Below are 26,066 nucleotides of genomic sequence, written 5' to 3'. Positions count from 1 at the left end.
AACACCCAAAACACTCTCTTTCCGGCGCTGTTACACCCCCCGCCCGCCCCCAGCGGGGGGGGTAACACCGCCCCGCCCCCGGGCCCGGCCCCGGGCCCGGGGGCGGGGGGGGCCCCCCCCCGGCCCCGGGTGACCGGTTGTCCGGGTCAGGGAGTGACGGTCAGGGCGGTGGTGCCGACGCTGTCGGTTCCGTCGCCGTAGCCGACGAGGCCCAGGTAGGAGCGGCCGGTCGGGAGGTCCTTCCAGGAGACGGTGACCTCGGCGGTGCCGCCCATGGACGCCGGCTGCTCGGCCGGGGCGGCGGTGGCCTGGTGGTCCGGCTTGCTGTCCGGGCCGATCAGCCAGGTGTGCAGGGTGTACGGCTGGCTCGTCCTGCCCTCCGGCAGGGCGAACTGGACGACGTACACCGTGTACGTGCCCGGCTTGAGGTCGGCGTGCTCGTCGCTGCCGTCGCCGGGCAGGTCGTTGACCAGGGCGCCGTCCTTGTCGAAGACGAACAGGTCCAGGTCGCTGCCCGCCAGGTGGTCGGCGGACTGGATCGCGACGCGGGCCAGGTCGGTGCCCTCGGGCACCGTGACCTCGGTCTTGGCCACGGAGGCCGGCTGCGACGACGCCGTCGGGTCGAAGGTGCGGTTGGTGCCGGTGAGCGTGCCGGTCTTGGTGGTGCCCTCGTACAGGCCGTTCACGGCGGTGGTGAGCTTGCCGTCGTAGCCGGTCTTCGGGTTGAGGGTGACCGAGCCGGTGGCGCCCTTGCCGGTGACGTCGGCCGGCGGGGCGAGCGGCGTGGCGCGCAGGGCGACGGTGCTGCGGACGCGGTGGTGCTTGTCGCTCAGGGTGACCGAGCCGTACGACCACTTGTCGAAGGCGGCGTCGGTGCGGGTGAAGCTCACCTTGTACGTGGCCGACTCACCGGGCTTCACGGTCAGCGTCTTCGGCGACACCGTGGCCTTGTAGCCGGGCGGCGTCTGCAGCGTGGCCCTGTAGACGCCGGTGGTGTCGTCCACGTTGGTGACCGTGCGGGTGATGGTCTGCTTCCCGGTGAACCTGCCGGACGCGATCGTCGGGTAGTTCAGGTCGCTCGGGTCGATCTTCCGGGCGGTGGCGCAGGCGTCGGATCCGTCGCCGTACACCGGCTTGTCGCCGACCGCGCAGGAGAACGCGATCCAGTCGGCGGACGTGGAGTCGTAGACCAGGCCGGGGTCGTCGGCGGCGTTCGGGACGACGTGCCCGGCGCCGTAGTCGAGCGGGGTGGCCGCGCTGCCGGAGCGCTGGATCGGCTTGCCGTCGCTGTTCTTGGTGGACGCGGTCGTCATCAGCGCCGACTTGACCTCCATCGGCGACCAGTCGGGGTGCAGCGCCTTGAGCAGCAGGGCCAGACCGGAGACGTGCGGGGCGGACATGGAGGTGCCGGACATGATGCCCTGCTCGCCCTTGAAGGTGCCGTTCTCGCCGCCCGGTGAGGTGCCGGCGACGATGTCGACGCCGGGGGCCGTGATGTCGGGCTTGAGCACGGCTCCGTCGCTCATCGGGTCCGGGCCGCCGGAGGAGAAGCCGGCCATCTCGGGGGCCGCCTGACGGACGGCCTTGGCCGCGCTCAGTTCGGCCTTGGCCCCGGAGCCGTCGGCGTACGCCTTGACGGCCTCGCCGGAGGCCTTGTCGAGGTGCGAGCTCGGGATGGTGTGCGCGTCGGCGACCTCCTCGTCGGCCGTGCTGACGTTGTACAGCACCATGCCGACGCCGCCGGCCGCCTTGACCTGGGCGCTCTTGTCGACGCGGGCGTTGGTGCCGCGCGCGCAGACCACGATGGCGTCCTTGACCTTGGCCGGGTCCAGGGCGTCCGGCTGGCACTGCCCGGCCTTGGTGGCGTCCACGCCGCTCTTGGCGGCCTTCGCCCCGTCGACCAGCGGCGCGGACGGTACGGCGGAGCCGCTGATGCCGACGCCGGTGTAGGACGCGCCGTTGCCGAGGGTGACGGTCGTGCGGTAGCCGATGTCGTGGGTGGAGGCGGCGACGGTGGTCACCCACGGCACGCTGTTGCTGGTGGTGTCGGGCCCGGAGTTGCCCGACGATGCGGAGACGAAGACACCGGCCTTGGCGGCGTTGAACATCGCCAGGAACTCAGGGTTGGTGGTGTGCTCGGGGGGACCGCCGAGGGAGTAGTTGATGACGTCCACGCCGTCGGCCACGGCCTTGTCCATCGCGGCGACGATGTCGATCGTCGGGCAGCCCTCGCTCCAGCAGATCTTGTAGGCCGCGATGCGAGCGCCCGGCGCGATCCCGGACACGTCGCCCTTGATGCCGCTGTCGGGCACGGTGGCGGGCACGTCGGCGTTGCCGGCCGCGGTGGTCGCGGTGTGCGTGCCGTGGGACTCGGCGTCCATCGGGGACGCCCAGTCGGTGGGCCCGGGGCTGGGCACGCCCTTGCGGAAGTACTGGGCGCCGATCACCTTGTTGTTGCAGGTGACCCGGTGGGCGAGGTCCGCGCCGGGGTCGCAGCCGCCCTTCCACTTCTTGGCGATGATCTCGTCGTCGGACGGATTCGAAATCGCCTGCAGCGCGGGGTTGCTGGTGTTGATGCCGGTGTCGAGGACACCGAGGATCATCCCTTCACCGGCTTTGCGCTGACCGCCCGGGAACTTGGAGTACAGACCCTTGCGGTCCTTCAGACCGAGGAACTTGGCGGTGTCCGGAACGGGAAGCGAGCCGGCCGCGGTCGTGTCCGTGCCGGCGGCGGGCCGGACGGCGGCTGCAGTGTTTCCGAGCGCCGTGTTGCCGGTCGTCGTCTTTCCGCCCGTCGCCTGCCCGACCGCCGCGGCGTCGGCGTCGGACGCGGCCGTCACCTGGCGCATCTCGTTGCGGACCAGCGAGACGACGCCCGGAGTGCGGGCCAGTTCGTTGGCCTGACCCGCCGTCAACGTGGCGGCGAATCCGTTCGCCACGTACTGGTAGCTGTACAGCGGCTTGACGCCCTGTACCTCGTCCAGCACCTTGTCGAGTTCCCGCTTCAGATGGCCGAGGTAGTCGCGTACCGCCTTGGTCCGCGGGTTCAGCCGCTCACCCGGATCGGGCGCCGTCTTGGAGTATGTGGCGACGGGCTGGTCGGCGAGCTGGATGAAGTAGGTCCCGCCCTTGTACGCCTGCCGGCCCGCGTCGGCCGAGGATATCGGCGACGCGTCGGCGGGTGCGGCCTGGGCGAGAGGCCCGTAGGCGAACATCAGGCCGCCGGCGACGGCCGGGGCCAACAGGAAAGCGGTTCTACGGCCGACGCGGCGGCGTCGGCCGGGGTGTTGCTGGGACAAGATGGTGCCTTCCCCCTGCGCACACGGTAAGTGGGGTGCGCATGACGGTCGTTGGAGTAGTCACGTCCCCCGAGATGGTTTTCATCTTGTCTTCTTGGAGATCTCTGTGAGAAGGGCGGGATCTCTGAAAGTGCAACAACTTCACATCTGTTCCACCCGAGTTCGCGGAGCCCGGGAGATCCTCGACCTTTCGGCCGACCCGACGGCCCGCCCCACCTCGTCCGTTCGGCCGGTCCGACGGGCCCCGGCAGCCGTCTACGATGCGCTCCGTAATCTTGGGGACATCCCAGGCCGGCAGCCCGATGAGGCCGACCAGTTCACTCAAGCGAACCCAAAGGAACATTGAACGTGTCGTCGAAGAAAAGTCGTCTCAGGGTCGCATTGGTGGCCCTCGCCGTGGCGGTGGCGGGCCTGGCCCTGGCCGGACCCGCCGCGGCAGCCACGCACCAGACCCCCACGACAGTGACCACAGCTCCGCAGGACCAAGCCCCCCTCATACCCGTCGACTTCGTGGACCTGCCCACGAGCGCCCTCCCCGCCGACAGCCAGCGGCACGAGTTCACAGTTACCTATCGCAACGCATCGTCGGCGGGCCAGACGGTCGCCCCGCAGCTCCTGGTGGAGTCACCGGACGCGGGCCCGTTCCTGAACCCGTCGGACGTCAGGCTCGAGCGGCGCACCGCGCACGGCTGCTGGGAAGCCGTGGAGGTCGGCAGCCAGACCGGCACGCTGTTCACGGACCTCTCGACCGCGCAGCGCACCCTGCACGCCGGCGAGACCCTCACCGAGGTCTACCGCCTCACCGTCCTCAACCCGGACGCCGAGGGCACGGTCCACCCGAGGGTGGCCCTCTACGGCTGACCCGCGCCGCATCGCGCGCGGTGACATACCGCTCGGCCCCGGACAGGTGAGATACCTGTCCGGGGCCGACGCGGTCCTGCTCCTACCGCTGCGGCGCCGGGGCGGGCGACGGAGACGGGGACGGCGTGACCGCGTCCTCGGGCTTGCCCGGCAGGGGCTCGAAGGCCAGGGCGTCCCAGGCGATCGAGTCGTCGCCGGTGCCGTTCGCCGTGTCGGAGCTCAGCGAGACGCTCGGGGTGCCCTTGAACTCGTACGAACCCAGTGACACCCAGGTGTTCTTGCCACCGGTGTCCTGGGAGATCGTCCTGTCCACGACCGTGCCGTCACCGAGATCGATGTGGTACGTCGCCTCGTCGGTGTTGGCCTCGTGGTCGGGCAGGTGCACCATCACCCGCGCCCAGCCCCTGACCTTCCGGTCGGGCGTCCAGGTGCCGGTGACGACCGAGTCGGTGAACTTCGGATCCCGGGTGTGGGTGAGCCAGAAGTGGCCGCCGAAGCCCGCACCGAGCTGATGGAAGTCGATCTTGGACGGGTAGACGGTCGCGCCGTTCTGCTCCGCGGAGCCGAAGGTGAACGACAACGTGCCCCGGCTGGTCCAGTTCTTGCCGGCGCAGGGACTGGTGTTGCCGACCCGGAACTTCACCGTGTTGGGCACGTCGTCCACGATCAGCGCGCCCTTGGGCAGGGAGGAGGTGCAGGCGGCCGGGCGGGGCGAGGTGACCTCCGGCTCGGGATCGGTCGCCTGGTAGGTCAGCACCTCGGTGCCGCATGTCTGCGCGCAGTCGGTCCACGTCACCGGCTCGTGCCACCAGCACTTGAAGTCGTCGCGCTGGCACGGGCCTTCGGGCTGGCTGGATCCCTCGACCTTGTGGGGCTTGGAGGTGTCGCACTCGTTGACGGTGGGCTTGCAGAAGGCGTCGTGCGGCGGCTGGGCGTCCGGGGCGTTGCCGGTCGGCCAGTCGCCGACCGTGAAGGCCGGAGCGGACGTGCCGGTCGTCGGGTCGGTCTTCTTCTGGGAGTACGCCGCCCAGCCCAGGACCCGCTCCGGGTACGTCCACAGGTTGGGGGTGCGGGCGTCGTCCTCGCCGGACGACAGGAACATCTTGCGGTCCGGCGGGTAGAGGCCGTTGGCCGGGTTGTTGAACCAGCCCAGGCCCCACGGGGCGGCGCTGTCCGAGGCGTCCGGCTCGTTGAATCCGCTGTTGTACGCCCACAGCGCGTACCACCAGTTCTCCAGGTACTGCGGGTCCCCGCCGTTGACGAGCAAGCCGTGCGCGTACAGCTGGTTCCACTTCTCCTGGAGGATCTGCAGTCCGGCCGCGATGTTGGCCGCGTAGTCCACGGTGATGGCCTTCTGCTGCTCGACGGTGTACTTGGCGTCCGAGCGGGCCATGCCGGTGGTCACCTGGGCGATGCCGTAACCGCAGTCGGCGGCCGACCAGTTGACGGTGTGCACGCTGCCGGCGTTGCCGTAGTAGCCGCCCTGGATGAAGTTGCCGCTCTCGCCGGGCGCCGCCCTGAAGCTGGCCTGCGCCAGATTGCTCTCCTGGGAGAGCACGCCGAGCATGATCTGCGCGGGCACCCGGCCGCCGCCCTTGAGATCGACGGGCGGGAAGAATCCCTGCGGGGTGTACGACGGAAGGTCGGTGCCGTTCCAGCCGGACCGGCGGCGGACGTCGAGCTTGCCCTGCACGGCGAGGTCCGTCGCCCACTCGACCATGGCGGGGGACGGCTGGAGCGACTGGAGCTCGGGGTCGTTGCGTGTGACGGCGCAGGCCCGGTCCGGGTCGGTGGTGGTGTGTGCCGGGCCGTCGTCGACGCTGTTCAGCTGCATGCCGACCGACGGTTCCGCGCCGCCGCGGCCGGCGGTACGGGCGGACAGGGCCGGGGACTGCGCGGCGCCCTGCGTCTGCCGCAGCGCCTTCGGCTTCACCCGGAAGTCGAAGGTCTGGCCGGTGCCCGGTATCAGGGCGTTGATACCGACCGGCTGCGCGGTGCCCGGCGTCTGGACCGTGGTGACGCTCTTGCCGCCGGCCGCCTCGGCGCCGTTGCCGATACTGGTCAGGGCGAGAGAGCCGGTGGTGGAGACCTCGGACGAGGCGGGGACGTCGAGCAGCTTCCAGCTCTTCGGCAGAGCGGAGCCCGTGATGTCCTGCCGCGTGTCCTTCCCGGTCACGAAGACCCGGCCGCCGTTGCCGCGCACCGACAGGGCCCCGAGCAGGCCGGAGCCGAGCAGCCGGTCGGAGCCGCCCTCGGTGACCCGGCGGATCTGTACTTTCTCCTTGGAGGCCGGGACCTGGTAGGCGAGGCCGCTGTCGGCGTCCGGCACCAGCCGGAACGGCATGCCCTCCGTACGGGCCAGGGTGTCGACACGTCCCTCGCCGTTCACCGAGACGACCGAGTCACCGGTGGCCGCCGCGATCCCGTTGCCGAAGGGCACGGCGGAGGTCAGGAGCCCCTTGACGGTCTGCTGCCCCGTCAGCTTTCCCTGCCGCGCGTCGACGGTCAGCAGCTGTGTGTCGTCACCCTGCGGCCGGGTGAGCACGGCCTGCTCGCCCTCGCCGCAACCGGGGTTGAAGTAGGCGAGGGAGACCAGCTCCGGCAGCTTGGCCACCGTGCCGTTCTCCAGGTTGACCACGGCCGCGAAGGCGCCCTGCTGGAAGCCCTTCTGATCGTTGATCACCTGCCGGGGCGCGTAGACCACGACGGCGCGGTCGCCCGACGCCGTCATACAGCTCTGGCCGATCCACTGGTCGGTGTCGATGCCCGGCTCGGACAGGGTGGCCGCGGTGCGCCAGGCGTAGGCGTCCGCGGCGTCGGCGGTCAGGATGTGCAGTCCGGTGCTGTCCCCGTCGTACGCGACGATACGGTCGTCGGACCGCTGCCATCCGGACTGTAGTCGGGAGGTGTCGGTGACCCGGTCCGACAACGGCGTGGGGTTCGGATCGGCCGAGCCGGTCAGGGCCGCCGACGCCAGCGGGGCGATGAGCGCCATCGCCAGCACGGATATCCCTCCGACCGTGAAGATTCGGCCGCGACGGCTTTTCGGCACCCGCCAGCGGTGCCTTCCTCCTGGGGTTTCACGAGAAGTGCGCAAGGTGTTCCGTCCGGATTCATTTATGAAGGTCTGTGCCGGCTTTGACGGTTCCCCCGACGCCGGTGGAGCGGAAGCTATCAATCCGATGCGGCCGCTTTAGGTGCCCAAGGAGTTCTACCGGGCGGTATCCACGAAACATCCACGAGGCAGGCATAAGGCTCCTTCTCTTACAACTCCACTCAGCACAGAGGCGGTTCGGAGGTGGTTCTGGGAGGGGTCCCGTGCGGCCCGGTTCAGAATTCCTCGCATGCGTGAGAGCACCCGGGCCGAAGTCCGCCATATCGCAGGAGCCATAGCGAGCGAGACCGTCATGCGGTACGCCGACGCCCTCGCCAGATCGCCCTACGCCGAACAGACCATGGAGACGACGGCGCAGCGCGTGGCCACCGAGGTCGCCCGCTCAATCGCCGACGAACGCGTCGCCCACGCCGACGAGATCGTCCGGGCCGCCGAGGAGACGGCCGGGAACACGGCCACCGAGACCGCGCAGCGGGTCGCCGAGAAGACGGCCGCGAGCCTCACGGCCGAGGCGGCGGCCAAGACGCTGGAGGAGGCGCGCGAAGCCGTCGCGGAGGCGCTCGAGGCGTCCCGCCGGGCGGTCGAGGCGGCGCTGGAGAAGGCGCAGGAGGAGGCCAGGGAGGCGCTGGAGAAGGCGCAGGGCGAGGCCAAGGAAGCGCTGGGGCAGGCACAGAAGGAGGCGAAGGAGGAGCTGGGGCAGGCGCGGACGGAGCTGGAGGAGGCGCAGGGGGAACTGAAGAATGCGCTGTCGAAGGTCCGGGTCGACCTGGCGGACGCGCAGGGCGAGTTCAAGAAGGCGCTGGCCAAGGCCTGGACGGACCTGTCCGAGGCGCGGGAACAGGTGAAGGGGACCGTCGGCCGGTTCGCCCGGGACGAGGCGGTCCGCGCGGTCCTCGAGACCGTCGCCGAGAAGGTGCCGCCCGTCGTGGAGGTCAGGGTGGCGGACGCCGACCCGGTCCGCGTCACCGGCCACACCCACGCCGTACTGCCGGACGTACTGCTCGCCCTCGGCGCCGGCTGCCACGTCCTGCTGGTGGGACCGGCCGGCACCGGCAAGTCGATGATGGCCCAGCAGGCGGCGGAGGCGTTCGCGCAGGAGTTCCACGCCCTCTCGCTCGGCCCGACGACGCCGATGAGCAAGATCTTCGGCTACTACGACGCGCACGGGACCTACCACGGAACACCCTTCCGCAGCGCCTTCGAGCACGGCGGCCTGATGCTGCTCGACGAACTGGACAGCGGCCACCCCGGCCTGCTCGCGGAACTGAACCAGGCCCTGTCCATCCGCTCCTGCGCCTTCGCCGACGGCATGGTCGCCGCGCACCCGGAGTTCCGCCTCATCGCCACCGCGAACACGTACGGCACCGGCGGCGACCGGCAGTACGTGGGCCGCCAGGCGCTGGACGCGGCCACGCTGGACCGCTTCGTCGTCATCGACGTACCGGTGGACGAGGACCTGGAGGAGCGCCTCGCACTCGCGCACGCGCCCTCACGGCAGGAGGACACCCTTCAGGTGATCGAGAAGGTACGGCGGCTGCGCGCCACCGCGGCCGAGAAGCGGCTGCCGGTGATGTTCTCGCCCCGGGCCGGCATCGACGCGGCGAAGCTGCTGCAGGCCGGGGCGAGCGTGGAGCAGGCCATCCGGTGGCGGGTGGTGCGGGGCATGTCGGCGGCCCACCGTTCGGCGCTGGGGCTGGCCGCGGGTGAAGAGGACGGCGAGGAGTGACCCGGGAGAACCCGCAGCCGGAGGACACCGTCCACGCACTGCCCCCGATGTGGTCCTGGCAGGAGTTCGTGGACCGGGCCCGCGCGCCCGACAGCATCGACAACGGAGCAGGTCGCAGCCACAGGGACGACAACTGGGCCGGCGCGACGTGGGAGGAGACACTGCGGCTGGCCGAGGACGGGTGGACCACCGTGCTTCCCGAGGTCGAAGCCGAGGTGGCCGAGCTGCGCGAACGGGTGCAGGACGAGGTGCTGACGACCGCCCTGGTACCCGCCTGGGACGTGACCGGCAGCGAGGTGGACGTCGGTGTCTACCTGAGCGGCGTACCGGAGTGCATGGTGGACGCGGTGCCGCAGCGGATCTCGGCGCGCGGCCGGGTGGTGACGTTCCTGATTCCGACCGGCTACGTCAACACCACCCCGCACTCGGCCGTACACAACCGGGGCGTGGCCCTGGCCGCGTTGTGCTCGTCCATCATCGCGTCGGGGCACAGCGTCGAGATCTGGTCGGGCGACTGCTCCTACGTCAGCATGACGGACCGGTTCGTATCGGTGGCGCGCGTGATCTCGGCGGCGGAGCCGCTGGACATCGGGCGGCTGATGTTCGTGATGGCGCATCCGGCGATGCTGCGTCGCCTGTGCTTCGCGGTGTGGGACAGCGCTCCGGAGCCGGTGGCCCGCCGCATCCACGACGTGAACTACGGGCAGGAGTCGTACGACTGCTTTCCGGAGGATCTCCCGGAGGGCATCACGGACCCGTACGTCCTCCCCTACCTCTCGCCGGAGGACAGCCAGTGGAAGTCGATGGACACGGCGCTGGCGTGGTGCCGGAAGATGTTCGCGGGGCTGGGGTTGCTGCGGGCATCCTGAAGAAGGGGCCTGAAGAGGGCGGCTTTGTCCCGTTCCGGGCGAGAGGATGTGACCCCATGCCTGAGCTGCCAGACGTCGAGGGATTCCGGAAGGTGCTCGAGTCCTGCGCGAAGGGCCGGGTCATCCGCCAGGTCGACGTCCGCGACGCGGGCGTCCTGCACGGGGTGAGCGAGCGGCGGCTGCGCGAGGTACTGGAAGGCCGGCGATTCACCAGGCCGGAGCGCCACGGAAAGTGGCTGCTGGCCCACACCGGCGGCCCCACCCTCATCCTCCACTTCGGCATGACCGGCCAACTGCTCTGCGCCGATCCCGACGACCCGCCCGCGCCCCACGACCGCGTCCTGTTCACGCTGAGCGGCGACCGTCAGCTCCGCTACCGCGACCAGCGCAAACTCCAGGGCCTGTGGCTGGCCGGCACCGACTCCGACGTCGTACGACTGCTGGATGATCAGGGCCCGGACGCGCTGGCGGTGGACCGCGACGACTTCGAGGCGGTGCTGGCTTCACACCGCGGCCGCGTCAAGTCGGTCCTCACCGACCAGTCGGCCCTCGCCGGCCTCGGCAACCTGCTCGCCGACGAGATCCTGTGGCGAGCCGAGCTGAGCCCTGCGACCCGCTCGAGCGACCTCACGGAGCCGGAACGCCGCCACCTCTACACGACCATGCGCCGCACGCTCCGCTCCGCGGTCACCGCCGGCTGCGTGCCCCCGCGCGACTCCTGGCTCACAGGCCACCGCGACGACCCTGACCCGAGGTGCCCGCGTTGCGGCACCCACCTGCGCCGCACCCGCATGGCGGGCCGGGGCACGGTCTGGTGCCCCCGGTGCCAGGGTGACGGGGGTCAGTGATTGGCAGATGTGTTCCACCGGCATGGCCAGGTGACCTGCGGTTTTCCCTCGCGGGGGTGGAACGGATCTGCCAATCACCGCACAAGCTCAGACCCGGTCCAGCGGGCGGTGCGGTCCTTGCGGGAGCTCTACCTTGATCCCGTCGCCTGGGCGCACCACGCCACCCACCCTCACCACGCTCATGATTCCGGCCCTCCGCACGATGTCGCCGGCCTTGTCGCGGCCGACGACGTGCTTCAGCAGACCTTCCTGAAAGTTGTCGATCTGGTCGAGCTGGGGCGCGTACGCGCGGACGTGGCCATGCGGCTGGCGCACGCACTCCGGCGAGAGGGCCCCGCGGCATGAGCGCGAAGCAACTGACCGAAACGGATCCGCGCCCGGTCGACCTCTCGGCGATGCGTGCGACGGCCCGCCGTCTGCTCGGACCGGACGACGGACCGGACATCCTGCCGCCGACCGTCCACGAGGCAGAGGCGCTGACTGCCACGCCGCGCGGGCACCTGGGGCTGCTCGCACCCGAGGTCGAGCAGGTGGCCGGGAGGCTCGGCAACGGCAGCATCCCCCGCTACTGCGCGCTGGCCTGCGTCGGCGAGGCGCGCGGGAAGCTCCGAGCCATCGACGCGTCCGGCGAGACCCCTGAGGAGGCCGCGTACCGGCAGCTGCTGGAGCATTGCACGACCTGCGAGAGATGCCGGGCCAGCAATGAGGCGGGCGAGAACGCCGGCCTTCCGTGCGAGGCCGGTGACCGGATCTACCGGGAGTACCGGAACGTACGGCGCGGCCCCGCTGCCTCGCCCGACGCACCTGCTCAGGACGCATGACGCGAACTCCCAGAGCAGACAGTATCGCCAGCGACACCATCTGCCGGGTTCGTCCCTGTGCGGTAGGGCAGATGATCCGTCCGCCATGGCGGTGCCGGCCGGTCAGGCAGCGATCGCCTTCCTCAGCGTCCGCAAGCACAGCGTGAGCGCCGTGTGCTTGGGTGTCCCGGAGCTGCGGGCCAGTTCCCAGGCCGAGTACAGCAGGGACCACAGCACGTTCCGGATCCAGTCGGTCGCCATCCCGGCGTCGATGGTTCCCTCCGCCTGGCCGCGCTCGATGAGGTGCGTGAGGGCGCGGTCGGCGGCGGTCTCCTCGTCCCAGCCCGACCAGCTCATCAGCTGCGGTGAGTCGAACATCAGCGTGAGGGCGTCGCCGAGTTCGAAGTACTCCTGGCAGAGCCGTTCCAGGGCCTTCAGGGCCGGGCCGTCGTCGAGCCGGGTGCGCTCGGTCGCCGCCGCGACCTTGTCGAGGACGTCCGCGCCGATGGCCGCCAGCAGGTCGGACCGTTCCGGGAAGTAGCGGTGGACGGTCGTACGTCCTACGCCGGCGGCTGTCGCGACGTCGCCGAGCGACGCGGTCTGGTCGGTGGCCAGCAGGGCGACGGCGGCGTCGAGGATGGCGCGTCGGGTTCTGGCCCGAGTCCCGCTCTCGGCCACCACGGCGCGGTCTTCATCCATGCGCGTACCCCATGCGCATACGGTAGCGCGTCATTCCTGTCTGAAACTCGCTTGACCGTTGTGGAACATGGATGTTCCACTCGGGAGCATGACCGTTCCTGAAACCGACCTTCAGAGTGGATCCGTGCCACGGCTGCGGATCCTCTGGTCCTTCGCCCGACCGCACAAGCGCACGCTCGCCCTGGCGCTGCTCCTGGCCCTGGTGGGATCGGCGGTGGGGCTGGCCACGCCCATGGTCACCAAGGGGGTGCTCGACGCGCTGGGCGAATCGTCGTCGCTGAACGGGGCCGTGGCGGGCCTGCTGGTGCTGGTCGTGGTGGGTGGTGCCGTCATGTTCTGGCAGTGGTCCCTGCTCGGAGCGCTGGGGGAGCGGGTGGTGCTGGCGGCCCGTGAGTCGATGGTGCGGCGCTTTCTGCGGGCCACGATCCCCGCCGTGACCCGCCGCCCGCCCGGCGAACTCGTCACCCGCGTCACCTCCGACACGGTGCTGCTGCACGAGGCGGCCACGGGCGCCCTGATCGGGCTGATCAACGCGACGGTCCTGTTACTGGGGACCCTGGCCCTGATGGCCGTACTCGACCTGGTACTGCTGGCCACCACTGCGGCGGCCGTGGTGCTGGTCGGCGTGCTGTTCGCCGTTCTGATGCCCGGGATCGCCAAGGCGCAGCAGCGGGCCCAGGAGCACCTCGGGCGGCTGGGCGGCACCCTGGAGGGCACGCTGCGCGCGATCCGGACGGTGAAGGTGAGCCGCGCCGAGGACCGGAGCGCCGAGCGCATCGTGTCCGACGCGCGCACCTCCGCCGAGTACGGCATCCGTGCGGCCCGCCGCGAGGCGCTGGCCTGGACGATCGCCCTGGCCGGAATCCAGCTGGCGATCATCCTGATCCTCGGCGTGGGCGCCTGGCGGGTCAGTGAGGGCCAGTTGGAGGTGTCCAGCCTCATCGCGTTCCTGCTGTACGCGTTCGGCCTGATGGAACCGATCAGCGAGCTCGGCCAGAACATCACCGCGCTCCAGTCCGGGATCGCCGCCGCCGAACGCATCCGGGAGACCGACGACATGGAGACCGAGGGCACCACCGTCCTCGCGGCAACGTCGGCAAAGCCGCACCCCCGCGACCGCGTCCCCGTACTGGAACTCAGGAACGTCACCGCCGCCTACGGCCCCGGCGCCGAGCCCGCCGTGCGGGGAATCGACCTGGCGATCCCCCGGCGGGGGCACACCGCGATCGTCGGCCCGTCGGGCGCGGGCAAGACGACGCTCTTCTCGCTCGTCCTGCGCTTCCTGGAGCCGACGGGCGGCGAACTGCTCCTGGACGGCCGCCCGTACCGCGCCCACACCCACGACGAACTCCGGGCGCGGCTGGCGTACGTGGAGCAGGACACGCCGATCGTGCCCGGCACGATCCGCGACAACCTGCTGCTCTCCCGCCCCGACGCGACGGAGGAGGAACTCCACCGCGTCCTGGAGGAGGTGCGCCTGGCGGAGAGGGTCGACGCACTGGACGACGGCCTCGACACACCCCTGTCCGGCACCACCGTCTCGGGCGGTGAACGCCAGCGCATCGCGCTCGCCCGCGCCCTGCTGCGCACCCCCGACGTGCTGCTCCTGGACGAGGCGACGGCGCAGCTCGACGGTCTGACCGAGGCCGCCGTCCAGGACTGCGTCCGGTCCCGCGCCGCCCGCGGGGCCGTGGTCACGATCGCCCACCGGCTGTCGACCGTGATCGACGCGGACACCATCGTGGTGATGGAGGCGGGCCGCGTCCGCACCCGGGGCCGCCACGAGGAACTCCTCGCGACGGACCCCTTGTACGGCGAGCTGGTGAAGGCGCTGCGCATCGCCACGGAAGCGGACACCATCGTGCGGTAGCGGACACCGCGCCCGTCAGCTCGGCTTCAGGATGATCGCCTGGCCGCCCGCAGGGGCCATGGCCACGTCCAGCGTGGTCTCCGAGGTGACGGTCCGCGTGCTGACCACGACCGGAGTACGGAACGGGCTGCTGCCCGGTGTGCCGTCGGCGTAGACGGTCGCCGTGTAGTTTCCGCTGCCCAGGAACGACAGCGGGATCGACAGCGTCCGGGCCGTCTCGTTGGTCATCGCCCCGAGATACCAGGCGTCCCAGGTCGTGGGGACGGCGTGGCAAGAAACCCGGCGAACGTACGGGTCATCGTGTTGTGGGCACCGGCGGCGAACAGCGGGTCCAGATGGTTCATGCCCTCGTCCGTCTCGTACACGGTGTGCGGGATACGGGAACCGGTTACGAGGCTAAGCCGCGACCAGGACGCACAACGGCGCCGCCCCGCTCGCCTCCCGGACTCGTGCCGGCCTCGTCGCCCGCACCGGCACTACGGCCCGGTCGCGGCCGGTGGCGAAGACGAACACAGGCGCAGGACCGGGAAGCGGCCTGTGCCGGCCAGGCCGGAGGCGCTGAGGTAGACGATCTGCTCGGTGAGCATCCCCGGCGACGGCTGCACCGCGTGGAGGAGGAGCATCGCGACGGTGGTCACCGCGTAGGCGGCCGCGGCCGAGCCCGCGGACTGCCGGTGCCGGCGCCATCCGGCGCGCTGCCCGGTCCCGAAGGTGAAGCGGGAGTGGAGTTCCGTGCAGAGGAGAGTGGAGGCGACGGTGATGACCGCGTTGGCCACCGCCCAGGGCATCAGGTCGGCAAGCAGCGCGACAGCACCGCTGGAGAGGAGTCCGACCCCGCCGCCGCACACCACGAACCGGGCGAAGGAGGCGAGCGGGCCGGGGGCAGCCGGGGTCGCCGCCTCGGGCTTGGACGAGAGCAGCGACTTCGAGATTCGGCCATGAACAAACCCCAGGTCACTGACCTGGGGTCGCGTCATGGAGCGAGGGACGGGAGATGAGGCTGAGGGTGGCGCTCGATCAACGAGAGACGCCCCTCGCTGGATCCCGAGGCCGGCCACAGGCGGAAAACCTCGCGGTGGCCGGCCCCGGTTGCCACGGGCCGGGTCGGTCTACGGCCTTGTCTGCTTGGGCCCGTTCACGGAGGCGGCGGCGTGCCGGGGGCCGTGTCGAGGTGAGAACTGGCCGACCAGTTCACGGAAACAGACCAGGGCGGTGATCGGCGGAATTCCGACGACCACCATCGCCAGCAGAGAATGCGGTGACTGTCCGATGCACAGAGCTACCGCCGTGCCGGAGGAGAGCAGCATCACAGCCCAGGACCGCCGAGCGGATCGGTACTGAACGGATGACCGCAGGATGGATAAACCTGCCACGAGCCACGGTCCGTACACGGTCAGCGGCCACCATTGAGCCAACTTCTCCGATACCACCAGCCGCGCGATGCTGTGCAGCTGTTCGTACGAATAAGAGATGGACCAGCTCAGCATCGTCACTGCGCACGTGGTGATCATTGCGATAAGGATCGCAACAGTGATGATCCTGGGGTTGCGGGGAGCGATGTGACTGCCTGGCCGGGGTCGCCGTCGACTGGCCGGGCGCCGCGGGCGCGTCTGGACGTCCAGTGGGGGAGGAGCGGGATCCAGGCCCTGCGTCGAATGCAGCATCTGAGCCAGTTCTTCATCCGGATCCCATCCCTCCGACGAGAGCGCCGGGTCAGGGACGTGCCAGATGTGCTGAGTCTCAAATGGCTCGGTGTAATTGGGGTATTGGTTTACCGCATCATAGTCGGTTCTCATCCTGAATCCTGTCCGTCCTTGACCCCTGCGCGCTCCGGTTCAGAATGCTTCGTTCAGAGCGCGAGCCTTGGTCCGGCCGACGACTGGGCTGGGGTGTCATGTCCTTCCATCGCGGCCCGCAGGTATTCACTCTCCATCCGGCTGATGGTTTCAAGGAAGTCCTCAAGCAGGTCCGAGCAGTGCTTGAGGCTCACTCTCCCGCCGGCCAACTCGAGCCAGACGGTGCTGTTTTCCGTAGCGGTCTGATCAGCTGGGAAGAAGATCCGCTTTTCCGGTTCTCTGGAGCCTCCCTCACGGGAGAGGAGCGGATGAGCTTCACCTGCATGCCTTTCCTTCCAAGTCACAACCACCTAACGAGCACCGCGCAGGGCCAGGCATCGGGCATTTGGGGGAATGAAACTCGGCCATCGGTGACTATCTCAAGTATCCGATGAAAGGGCATGGTTGATGAAATTCTGAAGATGTATGACGCGGTGCTATTGGCTTCCCCGCCGGCACGCCGACCGCAGCACTGCGCCCGGCGTCCGGGCCCGGTTCGGGGCCAACGCCGGGCGAGGGGGAGGGCGTTGAAAGAGTCGTCGGAAGAGTCAAGGCTGGGCAAGCACGTACGTGAGCGGCCCGAAGAGGACTGACGCCGAGCCGACACGGCGCCTCCGGTGTGACACCGGAGGCGCCGGTTTCAGCGGCCCGTCCCCTTGGCGGAGGTGCGGCGGCGGCCCTGGGCGGGGCGGCTGCGTCGTCCGCGCGGGGAGGAACCCGTGCGCTCGGTGCGCTTTTCGGTGACCGGCGGAGTGAGGACGACGGGCACGCCCGTGGGTGCCTGTGCACCGGTGATACGGGTCAGTTCGGCCTCGCCGGAGCGGACGCGGGTGGTCCGCGGGGTGATGGCGGCGTCGGCCATCAGGCGGGTCATCTCGCGGCGCTGGTGGGGCAGCACCAGCGTCACGACGGTGCCGGACTCGCCGGCGCGGGCGGTACGGCCGCCGCGGTGCAGGTAGTCCTTGTGGTCGCTGGGCGGATCGACGTTGACGACGAGGTCGAGGTCGTCGACGTGGATGCCGCGGGCCGCGACGTTGGTGGCCACCAGAACCGTGACGTGGCCCTCCTTGAACTGGGCCAGGGTCCTGGTCCGTTGGGACTGGGACTTGCCGCCGTGCAGGGCCGCGGCACGCACGCCGACGGCCAGGAGCCGCTTGGCCAGCCGGTCCGCCGCGTGCTTGGTGTCCAGGAACATGATCACGCGTCCTTCGCGGGCGGCGATCTCCGTCGTGGTGGCGTGCTTGTCGACCTCGTCCACGTGGAGCACGTGGTGCTCCATCGTGGTGACCGCGCCCGCGGACGGGTCGACCGAGTGCACCACGGGGTCGTGCAGGTAGCGGCGAACCAGACGGTCGACGTTGCGGTCCAGCGTGGCCGAGAACAGCATCCGCTGGCCGTCGGTCCGCACTTGGTCGAGCAGGGCGGTCACCTGCGGCATGAAGCCCATGTCGGCCATCTGGTCGGCTTCGTCCAGCACGGTGATGGCGACGCGGTCCAGGCGGCAGTCGTCCCGGTCTATGAGGTCCTTGAGCCGGCCGGGTGTCGCGACGACGACCTCGGCCCCGGCGCGCAGGGCGCTCGCCTGGCGGCCGATCGACAGACCGCCGACCACCGTGGCGATCCGCAGGCGCAGCGCGCGTGCGTAGGGGGTGAGGGCGTCGTTGACCTGCTGGGCCAGTTCCCGGGTGGGTACGAGGACGAGCGCCAGCGGATGCCGGGGCTCGGCCCGCTGCCCGTTGGTACGGGCCAGCATGGCGAGGCCGAAGGCGAGGGTCTTGCCCGACCCGGTGCGCCCGCGGCCCAGGACGTCCCGGCCGGCCAGCGAGTTGGGAAGGGTCGCGGCCTGGATCGGGAACGGGGCGGTCACGCCCTCGGCCCGAAGGGTGGTCAGCAGACGCTCGGGCATGTCGAGTTCGGCGAACTCCTCGACCGGCGGCAGTGCCGCGGTGTGGGTGACCGGCAGTGCGAACTCCCCGCCGGACTGGACCGGACGACCTCCGCGACCGCTCCGCCCGGCATTGGCCGAACGAGAAGGAGCGTTCTGGCGATCCGTCCCCTGGGAGCGGACGCGGTTGCCCCGGGGGGAGCCGGCGGAGCCCCTGTCGGTACGGGAGCGGGAGGAGCCGTTGTTCGTGCGAGCCGTGCGGTTCATGGGGAACCTTCCTCGATGCGGCACACGTATCGAGGAATCCCTCCGAGCGGCGACGGGCCGTATGAGGATTCGCAAGAACTGAGCCGAAGAAAACGAAAAAAGACCGGGACCGGGCGCGAGATCCGGCGGGTTTCCGATCGGCCGAGAACTGGATGCGTTTCGGCGGTTGGCTGTGCGATGAAAATGCGATGAGCCGGGTCCCGCACCCCAAGAGTGCGGGCCCCGGCCACGTGGTACGCGTCAGCGTCAGGCGGGAACGATGTTCTCGGCCTGCGGGCCCTTCTGGCCCTGCGTGACGTCGAAGGTCACCTTCTGGCCTTCCTGAAGCTCGCGGAAGCCGGAGGTGGCGATGTTCGAGTAGTGCGCGAACACGTCGGCGCCGCCGCCGTCCTGCTCGATGAAGCCGAAGCCCTTTTCCGCGTTGAACCACTTCACGGTGCCAGATGCCATATTGAATCTCCCTTGAGGGTAGTGCCCGGATCCGCACCTTGCGGACCCGGCGTCGCAACAACGATGTACCCGACCGGAAAGATCCGGACATGAAAAGAGTGCTCGTCGACGGAAGGTCGGAAGAGCACTCAAAAGTCTCTGGTAACCAAAACTGCAACTTTTAGCACGGTAGCACAGGTTGGTTCGGAGGAACCGAACCTTCAACCCGTGTCTTCCCTCACAAGGCTGATGACCTGCGGGTTTGTATGGTCAAGAACTGTCGGCGCAGGGGGCCAGGAAGGCCGTCAGCGGCGAGCTTCATCGTTTCGCCGACCGATGTGCCCAGGTTCTCCGCTCCCCCGATCGCCAGGACGGGGAGGGTCGGCCTGCGAGTCCCGCGCTTCTGGTTCTGTGCGACGGTCGTATCGAGTGCGCGGTAGAACTCGAAGCTGCGTCGCAGGGCTTCCGGGTCGGCGGCGAGGGTGTCGACGTAGTGCTGAACGGCGTGGTCGGGTGGCGGCTTCGCGGAATTCGTGGCGAACCGGTGGCCGAAGTGGAGATGTTCCCGTCCGCTGACCAGCTGCTCGTTGACGTCGGTGAGGCGGTTGAAGGCGAAGTGCCAGAGGCGGTCGTTGGCCTCCGGGCTGCCGAAGAGGGGCGGTGCGGGGGGCAGCCCCGGGACCGCGGCCTCGGCGACGACCAGGCGGTCGAGCCGGTCAGGGTGATCCGCGGCCAGGGCGTAGCCGGTCCACATCCCGACGTCGTGACCGACCAGGCGCTGAAGGAGAGAACAGCACTCAGGTGCGCGGCCTGCTCGACACGCAGCGCCAACGGGTACGCGCGGCACTGGCGGACTCCTCGGCCGACAGTCGGACGCTCGACGAGCTTGCCACGTTCGACGTCGCCGTCAACCAGTCGCTGGCCGTGCTGAGCCGTGCCGGCGCCTCGGACGCCGAACCGCGCTCCGTGCTCCGGCTCGCATGCACAACGGTGGCGGACACCCTCACCCGGGCGGCATCCGAGGACGTCGCCCAAGGCTGTCGGGCTCCGGCTGCGCCGGGACTCGGTCCACTGGCTCCGCACGGGCCACCCGGACGGTCCGGGTCGCGCAACTTTTGGTCCTGAACGACTCCTTGACCGTCGAGATTCGGACGGTGTAGACATCGCGCCAGTGCATGTTTACGTAAACATTATCTACCGAAACCGCACGGGAACGCATCGAACCGCACTGAAGCGCACCGAACCGCACCACGCGGGCCCCGATCTCTGTGTCCCGCCGGGACGCGCGGCACGCAGAAGAGTTGGAGTACTCGAGATGGCACACCGCACCCGCAAGCGACGGCTCCTGGGGATCGGCATCACCGCCCTCGCCACCGGGACCGTCCTGGCCACCACCTCACTGCCGGCCGCGCACGCCGAGACGACGGCCGCAGGCGCCTCGGTCACCGTCCGGCCCGACCCCTCCTACCAGCAGGAGAAGTTCGAGGGCTGGGGCACCAGCCTGGTCTGGTTCGCCAACGCCACCGGCGACTACCCCGCTGAGATACGGGAGAAGCTGGCTCAGCTCCTGTTCGGGGACGACGGCCTCGCCCTGAACATCGCCCGCTACAACATCGGCGGCGGCAACGCCCCGGACGTCAAGGACTACCTCCGCCCCGGAGGAGCGGTCGAGGGCTGGTGGAAGGCTCCGGCGGGCACCACCCGCGAGGACGTCGACTGGTGGGACGCCGACGACCCCGCCGACTGGAACAGGAACGCCGACGCCACGCAGCGCTGGTGGGTGGACCGCATCAAGAAGGACATCACCCACTGGGAGACGTTCAGCAACTCGCCGCCGTGGTTCATGACCAACAGCGGCTATGTCTCCGGCGGTTTCGACGCCAACGCCGACCAGCTCAAGACCGAGTCCGTCGACGACTTCGCCAAGTACCTGGTGGGCGCCACCGAGCGGCTGGAGAAGGCGCACGGCATCAAGGTCGACACGCTGGACGCCTTCAACGAGCCGAACACCGGCTACTGGGGCACCAAGCTCGGGCCGGACGGGCAGCCGACGGGCGGCCGTCAGGAAGGGGCCCACATGGGTCCCGAGCTCCAGCAGAAGGTGCTCCGGGCGCTGGCCCCGGTCCTGGACAAGTCCCGGACGAACGCGGAGATCTCCGCGATGGACGAGACCAACCCCGGCATCTTCGCCACGAACTGGACCTCCTACCCCCAGGAGGTGCGTGACCTCGTCGGCCAGATGAACGTCCACACCTACGGCACCGGCCAGCGCACCACCGTGCGCGACCTGGCCAAGGCGGCCGACAAGCCGCTGTGGATGAGCGAGGTCGAGGGCGACTGGGGCGACGGCCAGAGCTTCACGGACATGCGGCCCGGTCTCGGCCTGGCCCAGCGGATGGTCGACGACCTGCGTGAACTGGAGCCCCGCGCCTGGGTGTTCTGGCAGCCCGTCGAGGACTACGACAACATGAAGCCCGGCGGCGAGTCCGCGAAGGGCGGCAACTGGGGCGAGATCCAGATCCCCTTCAGCTGCACCAAGAAGGACACCCTCGAGACCTGCCCGATCTACACCAACACCAAGTTCGACACCGCCCGCAACTTCACCCACTACATCAAGCCCGGCGACCGGCTGATCAAGACCGACGACACCTCCAGCACCGCCGCCCTCTCCCGCAAGGGCGACAGGGCGACCGTCGTCCACGTCAACAGCACCACCGAGGCCCGTGACGTCACCCTCGACCTGTCGAAGTTCGGCCACATCTCCTCCCGGGCCACCGTCACCCCGGTGGTGACCAGCGCCGACGGCAAGCTCGCACGGCAGAAGCCCGTCCGGGTCACCGGAGAGCAGGCCACCGTCACCGTGCCCGCCCAGTCCGTGACCTCCTTCCTCGTTCAGGGAGTGTCCGGCGTCGCCAAGGACGCGGCCGAGCTGCGCAAGGGCCACACCTACCGGCTGACCGGCGTCCAGAGCGGCAAGGACCTCACCGTCGCCCCCGACGGCACCGGCCTGGTCATCAAGAGCGCCGACGCGGCCGACCCCAGCGGTCAGCACTGGCGGCTGGAGCAGATCCGCGGCACCGACAACCGGGCGCGGTACGTGTTCACCGAGGTCGAGTCAGGAAAGCGCCTGGCCATCCGCGACGGCGCCCTGGTGGCCGAGCCCGACGAGGGCCGCCGCGACAGGGCCGCCCAGTGGATCATGTCGACGACCGGGGACGGCACCTGGACCCTCGTCAACGCCGCCACCGGCCGGCTCCCTGACGTCTTCGGCCAGGCCACGAACGACGGAGCGGGCGTCGGGGTGTGGTGGCCGAACTCCGGCTCCAACCAGCGCTGGAAGGTGACCGACGTGACCGGCAGCGCCTCGTAACGAGCACCGTCCATGACGCCACCGGCCCGGCCGCGCATGTCCGCGGCCGGGCCGGTGGCGTCGTCCGTGGCACCTGCGGCAGCCGCAGGGATCGCGCCACCGGAAGTTTCGAAAACCAGCCAATCCCTTGACGGGGATTTCCGCGCGGCCGCAAGATCAGCCCGCCTTTGCATCACATTTACGAAGCATGGTGCTCTGCCCCACCCGCCCCCTTTCCGTCAAGGAGTCATCATGAGCTCGTCGCTCTCCCGGCGAACGACCCTCCAGGCCGCAGGCGCCCTCGCTGCCGCCGGCCTGGCCGGCGGTGTCGCGGGCACTTCGCAGGCCGCGGCCGCCACGGCGGAGGAGAACGGCACGGCCGACATCGTTGTCATCCACCCCACTCTTCCCCAGGTGCCGGTCAACAACGCCTTCACCGTCAAGGTCCGGCCGCTCGGCGGCAGTTGGCAGCGACTCGGCGTCTACCTGGCCAAGCTCCCGCTGATCGACGCCACCACGGGCAGCAACAGAGCCCAGAACTCCTCGTGGGCCGCCTTCGACTTCTCCGGCACCGTCGAGGTCGAGGTGACCTACAACCCGGGCGGCGCCGAGAAGTTCCGCGTCCGCCCGGACTCGTACGGCATCAAGCCCGAGGTGCTCGGCGACACCGCGCGCTTCACCCTGGACCGGCCCCGCAACGTCGTCGTCCAGGTCGACGACAAGATCTTCGACTGCCTGCACCTGTTCGCGAACCCGCTCGAGCAGGACCCGCCCGCCGAGGGCGACAAGAACGTCATGTACTTCGGGCCCGGTCTGCACACCCCCGCCAACGGGGAGCTGAAGGTGCCCAGCAACACCACCGTGTACCTGGCCCCCGGCGCGGTCCTCAACTCGTTCGTGCTGTTCGAGGGGGTGGAGAACTCCCGGCTGATCGGCCGCGGCGTGCTCTACAACTCCAAGTGGGGCGCGATGCTCATCCGCAAGTGCGAGAACGTCACGATCGACGGCATCACGATCCTCAACCCCCGCTACGAGAACCTCAGGGTCGCCGAGTCCCAGAACCTCAAGATCAAGAACCTGCGCGCCTTCAGCCACCAGGGCTGGGGTGACGGCATCCAGCTCTACTGCTCCGAGAACATCACGATCGACGGCTGCTTCCTGCGTACGTCCGACGACTGCATCGCCCTCTACACCCACCGCTGGGACTTCTACGGCGACACCCGCAACATCACCGTCAAGAACTGCTCCCTCTGGGCCGACGTCGCCCACCCGATCAACATCGGCGTGCACGGCAACTCCGACACCCCGGAGATGCTGGAGAACCTGAACTTCGAGAACATCGACATCCTCGACCACCGCGAGCCGCAGGTGACCTACCAGGGCGCCATCGCCTTCATGGTCGGCGACAGCAACCTGGTCCGGGACGTGAAGTTCGACAACATCCGCGTGGAGGACTTCCGCTGGGGCCAGCTCATCCACATGCGGGTCGAGTACAACCCGAAGTACAACACCTCGGCCGGGCGCGGCATCGAGAACGTCTACATCAAGGACCTCAGCTACAACGGCAAGAACGCCGACCTGTCGATCATCACCGGTCTCGACAAGGATCACGCCATCAAGGACGTCACCTTCGAGAACCTGCGCGTCAACGGCAGGGTGATCGCCGACAGCACGGGCAAGCCGAGGTGGTACCTGGCCTCGGACGGCGTGCCCATGTTCGTCAACGAGCACGTGCAGAACCTCCGCTTCCTCACCACCGAGGAGGCCGCGGCCCTGTGACCGCGGGCGGTCGGCCCCGGCGTCCTGCCGAGGGACGCCGGGGCCGACCAGAACCATCCAACGGCGGCGGGCGCCGTCAGAGGCCGAACTCCTGGGGGGAGAGGCCGAGTACCGAGCACGCCTCACGCAGGACCTGCTCCTCGGCCGGCGCCACGTATCCGTCCGCACCCGCGACGACGAAGCCGGTCTGCACGACCGCTCTGGCCTCCGTCGGCTTCTTCGCGGCCTTGGCGATCTCCTGCATGGCCTCGGTCTTGCCCTGCTGGAAGTTGAACGCGAGCTGGTCGACGTGCTTGTTGAAGCGCTGCCGCAGCTGGTCGGGCGGGAAGTTCTGCAGGACGTCGTTGTGGAGGAGCAGCGACTCCACATGCTGCCGCTCGGCCGGGTCGACATGGCCGTCGGCGGCGGCGACCAGGGCGCACATGGCCATGCTGGCGTCCCGGTAGGCGCCGCTCTTCAGCTCCGTCTTGAGGGAAGTGAGCTGGGACTTGAGCGTGTTCACCAGCTGAGCCTTGGATCCCCCGGCGGACCCTGAACCCGGCCGCCCGTGTCCGCCGGTGCTCCGCGTCCCCTGCGCCTGCTGCAGACCCTTGGCCTGATCCTTGATCCGATCCCACATCGCCATGCGTGCCACCTCGGCTTGAGCCGTGTCGTTCCGGTCGTCCGCGTGCGTTCCGCACGTCATCCTGCCAACTCCTCCCAGCTTCCCGAAGTTCCATCCGGCATGCCGAAGTGGCGAGACCGACCGGGATCCGGAACCGAGCAGGCCGGGGCAGTCGTGAGTGCGGTCCGTGATGCTCTGGTACGAGCGACGTCCCGTACCGCGTGTAGGGGTCGATTCGGGGTCGGATGCGGGATCCGCCCGATGCCGGGGGACCGCGCGCACCGCGAGCCTTGGTTCATGTCCCGGATCAAGCGCGTCCTCATCGTCGTCGTCTCGATCGTCACCGTCGTGGCGATCGCCTTGGGCGGACTGTTGCTGTGGCTGTGGTCCGGCTCGCAGGTGAGCACGGTCGGCAAGGAGTCGTTCGACAACGAGCTGGCGATACCGCCGCTGGCACGGTCGAGCATCGACAAGGACGGCACGCGGGTGTTCGACCTGCGGATGCAGGCGGGCGAGAAGCAGTTCAAGAAGGGGCAGAGGACCAGCACCTGGGGCTTCAACGGCGACTACTTGGGGCCGACGCTGCGTGCCGAGCGTGGTGAAAAGGTCCGCGTACGGATACGCAACGGACTCCGGGAAGCCTCGACCGTGCACTGGCATGGGATGCACCTGCCCGCGAAGATGGACGGCGGTCCGCACCAGACGGTGGCGGCGGGCGCCGACTGGAGCCCGCAGTGGACGGTCGACCAGCCCGCGGCCACTCTCTGGTACCACCCGCATCCGCACGGCGCGACGGAAGAGCACGTGCGGCGCGGCCTGGCCGGCATGTTCATCCTCGACGACGACCGCTCCGCACGGTCGGCGCTCCCGAAGCGGTACGGCGTCGACGACCTGCCCGTGATCGTGCAGGACGTGAAGTTCGACGGCGCGGACTTCGACCACGGTCACCGCATGATGCAGAACGTGGGATTCCTCGGCGACCGCACGATGGTCAACGGCACACTCAGCCCCCACCGCGAGGTCGCCGACGGGCTCATACGGCTGCGGCTGCTGAACGCCTCGATGGCCCGCACGTACTTCTTCGGTTTCTCCGACGACCGGCCCTTCGCCCTCGTCGGTACGGACGGCGGATTGCTGGAGCGCCCGGCCTCCCTCAGGCGGATCCAGTTGTCACCGGGTGAGCGGGCCGAGGTCGTCGTGCGGATGCGGCCCGGCGAGCGCACCGTGCTGCGCAGCTTCTCGCAGGACAACTACTCGGACAGCTGGCAGCAGAGGTTCGGCGGTGGCGACGACTCCTTCGACGTACTGCAGTTGCGGGCCGCCGACCGGCTGCGTCCGTCATCCGAAGTGCCCGTCCGGCTGGGCGAGCTGGAGGTGCCGGACGGCAAGGACGCGGTCCGCGCACGCCACTTCGAGCTGAGGCGGTCCGGTATCAACGGGCGTTCCATGGCCATGGACCGGGTGGACGAGGTCGTGACGCGGGGCACGACGGAGACCTGGACCGTGCGCAACGCGAACGGCATGCCGCACAACTTCCACGTGCACGACGTGCAGTTCCGGGTGCTGGAGGTGAACGGCCAGGCGCCGCCGCCGGAGCTGCGCGGCCCGAAGGACACGGTCTTCCTGCCGAACGACACGACGATGAAACTCGCGATGCGCTTCGACGGGCCGTCCGATCCGGACACGCCGTACATGTACCACTGCCATCTGCTCCACCACGAGGACGAGGGAATGATGGGCCAGTTCGTGGTGGTCGAGAAGGGGCAGCGGGCAGGCAGTCCCGCCGACGGCTCGGGCACCCCACCCGCAGAGCACCATCACGCGTCCTGAA

The 26,066-nt window shown here is 69.5% G+C and carries 18 protein-coding genes and 3 pseudogenes; 9 read left to right on the top strand and 12 right to left on the bottom strand.

Annotated elements, in window-relative coordinates; genetic code table 11:
* Nucleotides 1–146 precede the first annotated feature (146 nt).
* Entirely contained in the window at nucleotides 147–3,299 is a 3,153-nt protein-coding gene (locus tag ABT063_RS46915) for a S8 family serine peptidase (RefSeq protein WP_351067359.1), read from the bottom strand.
* A gap of 348 nt (nucleotides 3,300–3,647) precedes the next feature.
* Between ABT063_RS46915 and ABT063_RS46910 the strand changes: the two genes are divergently transcribed.
* Complete coding sequence (locus ABT063_RS46910) at nucleotides 3,648–4,160, top strand: signal peptide protein (protein ID WP_351067358.1); 513 nt, start codon at nucleotides 3,648–3,650, stop codon at nucleotides 4,158–4,160.
* 82 nt (nucleotides 4,161–4,242) lie between these two features.
* Here ABT063_RS46910 and ABT063_RS46905 read toward each other — a convergent pair whose 3' ends face one another.
* The gene (locus ABT063_RS46905; protein WP_351067362.1) at nucleotides 4,243–7,155 is read right to left on the bottom strand and encodes a golvesin C-terminal-like domain-containing protein; all 2,913 of its coding nucleotides are present in this window, start codon (nucleotides 7,153–7,155) and stop codon (nucleotides 4,243–4,245) included.
* 349 nt (nucleotides 7,156–7,504) lie between these two features.
* On the opposite strand from ABT063_RS46905, the gene ABT063_RS46900 reads away from it, so the two are divergent.
* The 3 genes from ABT063_RS46900 to ABT063_RS46890 are packed head-to-tail and all read left to right on the top strand — an operon-like array spanning nucleotide 7,505 to nucleotide 10,718.
* Complete coding sequence (locus ABT063_RS46900; protein ID WP_351067356.1) at nucleotides 7,505–9,001, top strand: AAA family ATPase; 1,497 nt, start codon at nucleotides 7,505–7,507, stop codon at nucleotides 8,999–9,001.
* Entirely contained in the window at nucleotides 8,998–9,870 is an 873-nt protein-coding gene (locus ABT063_RS46895) for a DUF7192 family protein (RefSeq protein ID WP_351067355.1), read from the top strand. Before ABT063_RS46900 ends, ABT063_RS46895 begins: the two co-directional genes overlap by 4 nt.
* A 56-nt stretch (nucleotides 9,871–9,926) precedes the next feature.
* Nucleotides 9,927–10,718 carry an Fpg/Nei family DNA glycosylase gene (locus ABT063_RS46890; RefSeq protein ID WP_351067353.1) on the top strand — a complete coding sequence of 264 codons (792 nt, stop codon included), beginning with the start codon at nucleotides 9,927–9,929 and terminating at the stop codon, nucleotides 10,716–10,718.
* Nucleotides 10,719–10,805: 87 nt separating this feature from the next.
* On the opposite strand, the pseudogene ABT063_RS46885 reads toward ABT063_RS46890, so the two are convergent.
* Nucleotides 10,806–10,985 (bottom strand): annotated as a pseudogene (locus ABT063_RS46885) (MOSC domain-containing protein); the annotation flags it as partial.
* Nucleotides 10,986–11,059: 74 nt separating this feature from the next.
* Here ABT063_RS46885 and ABT063_RS46880 point away from each other — a divergent pair.
* Complete coding sequence (locus tag ABT063_RS46880; RefSeq protein WP_351067352.1) at nucleotides 11,060–11,539, top strand: DUF6415 family natural product biosynthesis protein; 480 nt, start codon at nucleotides 11,060–11,062, stop codon at nucleotides 11,537–11,539.
* Nucleotides 11,540–11,641: 102 nt separating this feature from the next.
* Here ABT063_RS46880 and ABT063_RS46875 read toward each other — a convergent pair whose 3' ends face one another.
* Nucleotides 11,642–12,217 carry a TetR/AcrR family transcriptional regulator gene (locus tag ABT063_RS46875; protein WP_351067351.1) on the bottom strand — a complete coding sequence of 192 codons (576 nt, stop codon included), beginning with the start codon at nucleotides 12,215–12,217 and terminating at the stop codon, nucleotides 11,642–11,644.
* An 88-nt stretch (nucleotides 12,218–12,305) separates the two neighbouring features.
* On the opposite strand from ABT063_RS46875, the gene ABT063_RS46870 reads away from it, so the two are divergent.
* Nucleotides 12,306–14,087, top strand: a complete 1,782-nt coding sequence (locus ABT063_RS46870; RefSeq protein ID WP_351067350.1) for an ABC transporter ATP-binding protein — start codon at nucleotides 12,306–12,308, stop codon at nucleotides 14,085–14,087.
* A gap of 15 nt (nucleotides 14,088–14,102) precedes the next feature.
* Here ABT063_RS46870 and ABT063_RS46865 read toward each other — a convergent pair.
* From ABT063_RS46865 to ABT063_RS46835, 7 genes and pseudogenes are all read right to left on the bottom strand, one after another.
* A pseudogene (locus ABT063_RS46865) lies at nucleotides 14,103–14,324 on the bottom strand (glycoside hydrolase family 97 C-terminal domain-containing protein); the annotation flags it as partial.
* A 159-nt stretch (nucleotides 14,325–14,483) separates the two neighbouring features.
* Nucleotides 14,484–15,064 (bottom strand): annotated as a pseudogene (locus ABT063_RS46860) (hypothetical protein).
* A gap of 132 nt (nucleotides 15,065–15,196) precedes the next feature.
* Nucleotides 15,197–15,883, bottom strand: coding sequence for a DUF2637 domain-containing protein (locus ABT063_RS46855; RefSeq protein WP_351067349.1), 687 nt, complete (start codon nucleotides 15,881–15,883; stop codon nucleotides 15,197–15,199).
* Between the two features lie 53 nt (nucleotides 15,884–15,936).
* Nucleotides 15,937–16,227 carry a hypothetical protein gene (locus ABT063_RS46850; RefSeq protein ID WP_351067348.1) on the bottom strand — a complete coding sequence of 97 codons (291 nt, stop codon included), beginning with the start codon at nucleotides 16,225–16,227 and terminating at the stop codon, nucleotides 15,937–15,939.
* A 335-nt stretch (nucleotides 16,228–16,562) separates the two neighbouring features.
* Nucleotides 16,563–18,074, bottom strand: coding sequence for a DEAD/DEAH box helicase (locus tag ABT063_RS46845; RefSeq protein WP_351067347.1), 1,512 nt, complete (start codon nucleotides 18,072–18,074; stop codon nucleotides 16,563–16,565).
* 246 nt (nucleotides 18,075–18,320) lie between these two features.
* Nucleotides 18,321–18,524, bottom strand: a complete 204-nt coding sequence (locus tag ABT063_RS46840) for a cold-shock protein (protein WP_007383480.1) — start codon at nucleotides 18,522–18,524, stop codon at nucleotides 18,321–18,323.
* A gap of 217 nt (nucleotides 18,525–18,741) precedes the next feature.
* The gene (locus tag ABT063_RS46835; protein ID WP_351067346.1) at nucleotides 18,742–19,257 is read right to left on the bottom strand and encodes a hypothetical protein; all 516 of its coding nucleotides are present in this window, start codon (nucleotides 19,255–19,257) and stop codon (nucleotides 18,742–18,744) included.
* Nucleotides 19,258–19,818: 561 nt separating this feature from the next.
* Between ABT063_RS46835 and ABT063_RS46830 the strand changes: the two genes are divergently transcribed.
* Together ABT063_RS46830 and ABT063_RS46825 are read left to right on the top strand one after the other, a co-directional pair.
* Nucleotides 19,819–21,873: an RICIN domain-containing protein gene (locus ABT063_RS46830; RefSeq protein WP_351067345.1), complete on the top strand. Its 2,055-nt coding sequence runs from the start codon at nucleotides 19,819–19,821 to the stop codon at nucleotides 21,871–21,873.
* Nucleotides 21,874–22,104: 231 nt separating this feature from the next.
* Nucleotides 22,105–23,631 carry a glycosyl hydrolase family 28 protein gene (locus tag ABT063_RS46825; protein ID WP_351067344.1) on the top strand — a complete coding sequence of 509 codons (1,527 nt, stop codon included), beginning with the start codon at nucleotides 22,105–22,107 and terminating at the stop codon, nucleotides 23,629–23,631.
* Between the two features lie 76 nt (nucleotides 23,632–23,707).
* On the opposite strand, the gene ABT063_RS46820 is transcribed toward ABT063_RS46825, so the two are convergent.
* Nucleotides 23,708–24,256, bottom strand: coding sequence for a tellurite resistance TerB family protein (locus tag ABT063_RS46820; protein ID WP_351067360.1), 549 nt, complete (start codon nucleotides 24,254–24,256; stop codon nucleotides 23,708–23,710).
* Nucleotides 24,257–24,532: 276 nt separating this feature from the next.
* Between ABT063_RS46820 and ABT063_RS46815 the strand changes: the two genes are divergently transcribed.
* Nucleotides 24,533–26,065: a multicopper oxidase family protein gene (locus ABT063_RS46815; RefSeq protein WP_351067343.1), complete on the top strand. Its 1,533-nt coding sequence runs from the start codon at nucleotides 24,533–24,535 to the stop codon at nucleotides 26,063–26,065.
* Nucleotide 26,066: the final 1 nt, after the last annotated feature.

The sequence above is a fragment of the Streptomyces sp. NPDC002838 genome, assembly GCF_040295365.1.
Taxonomy (GTDB): domain Bacteria; phylum Actinomycetota; class Actinomycetes; order Streptomycetales; family Streptomycetaceae; genus Streptomyces.
Note: the sequence above shows the minus strand (reverse complement) of the source record. Positions and strands in the feature narration are given on the sequence as shown.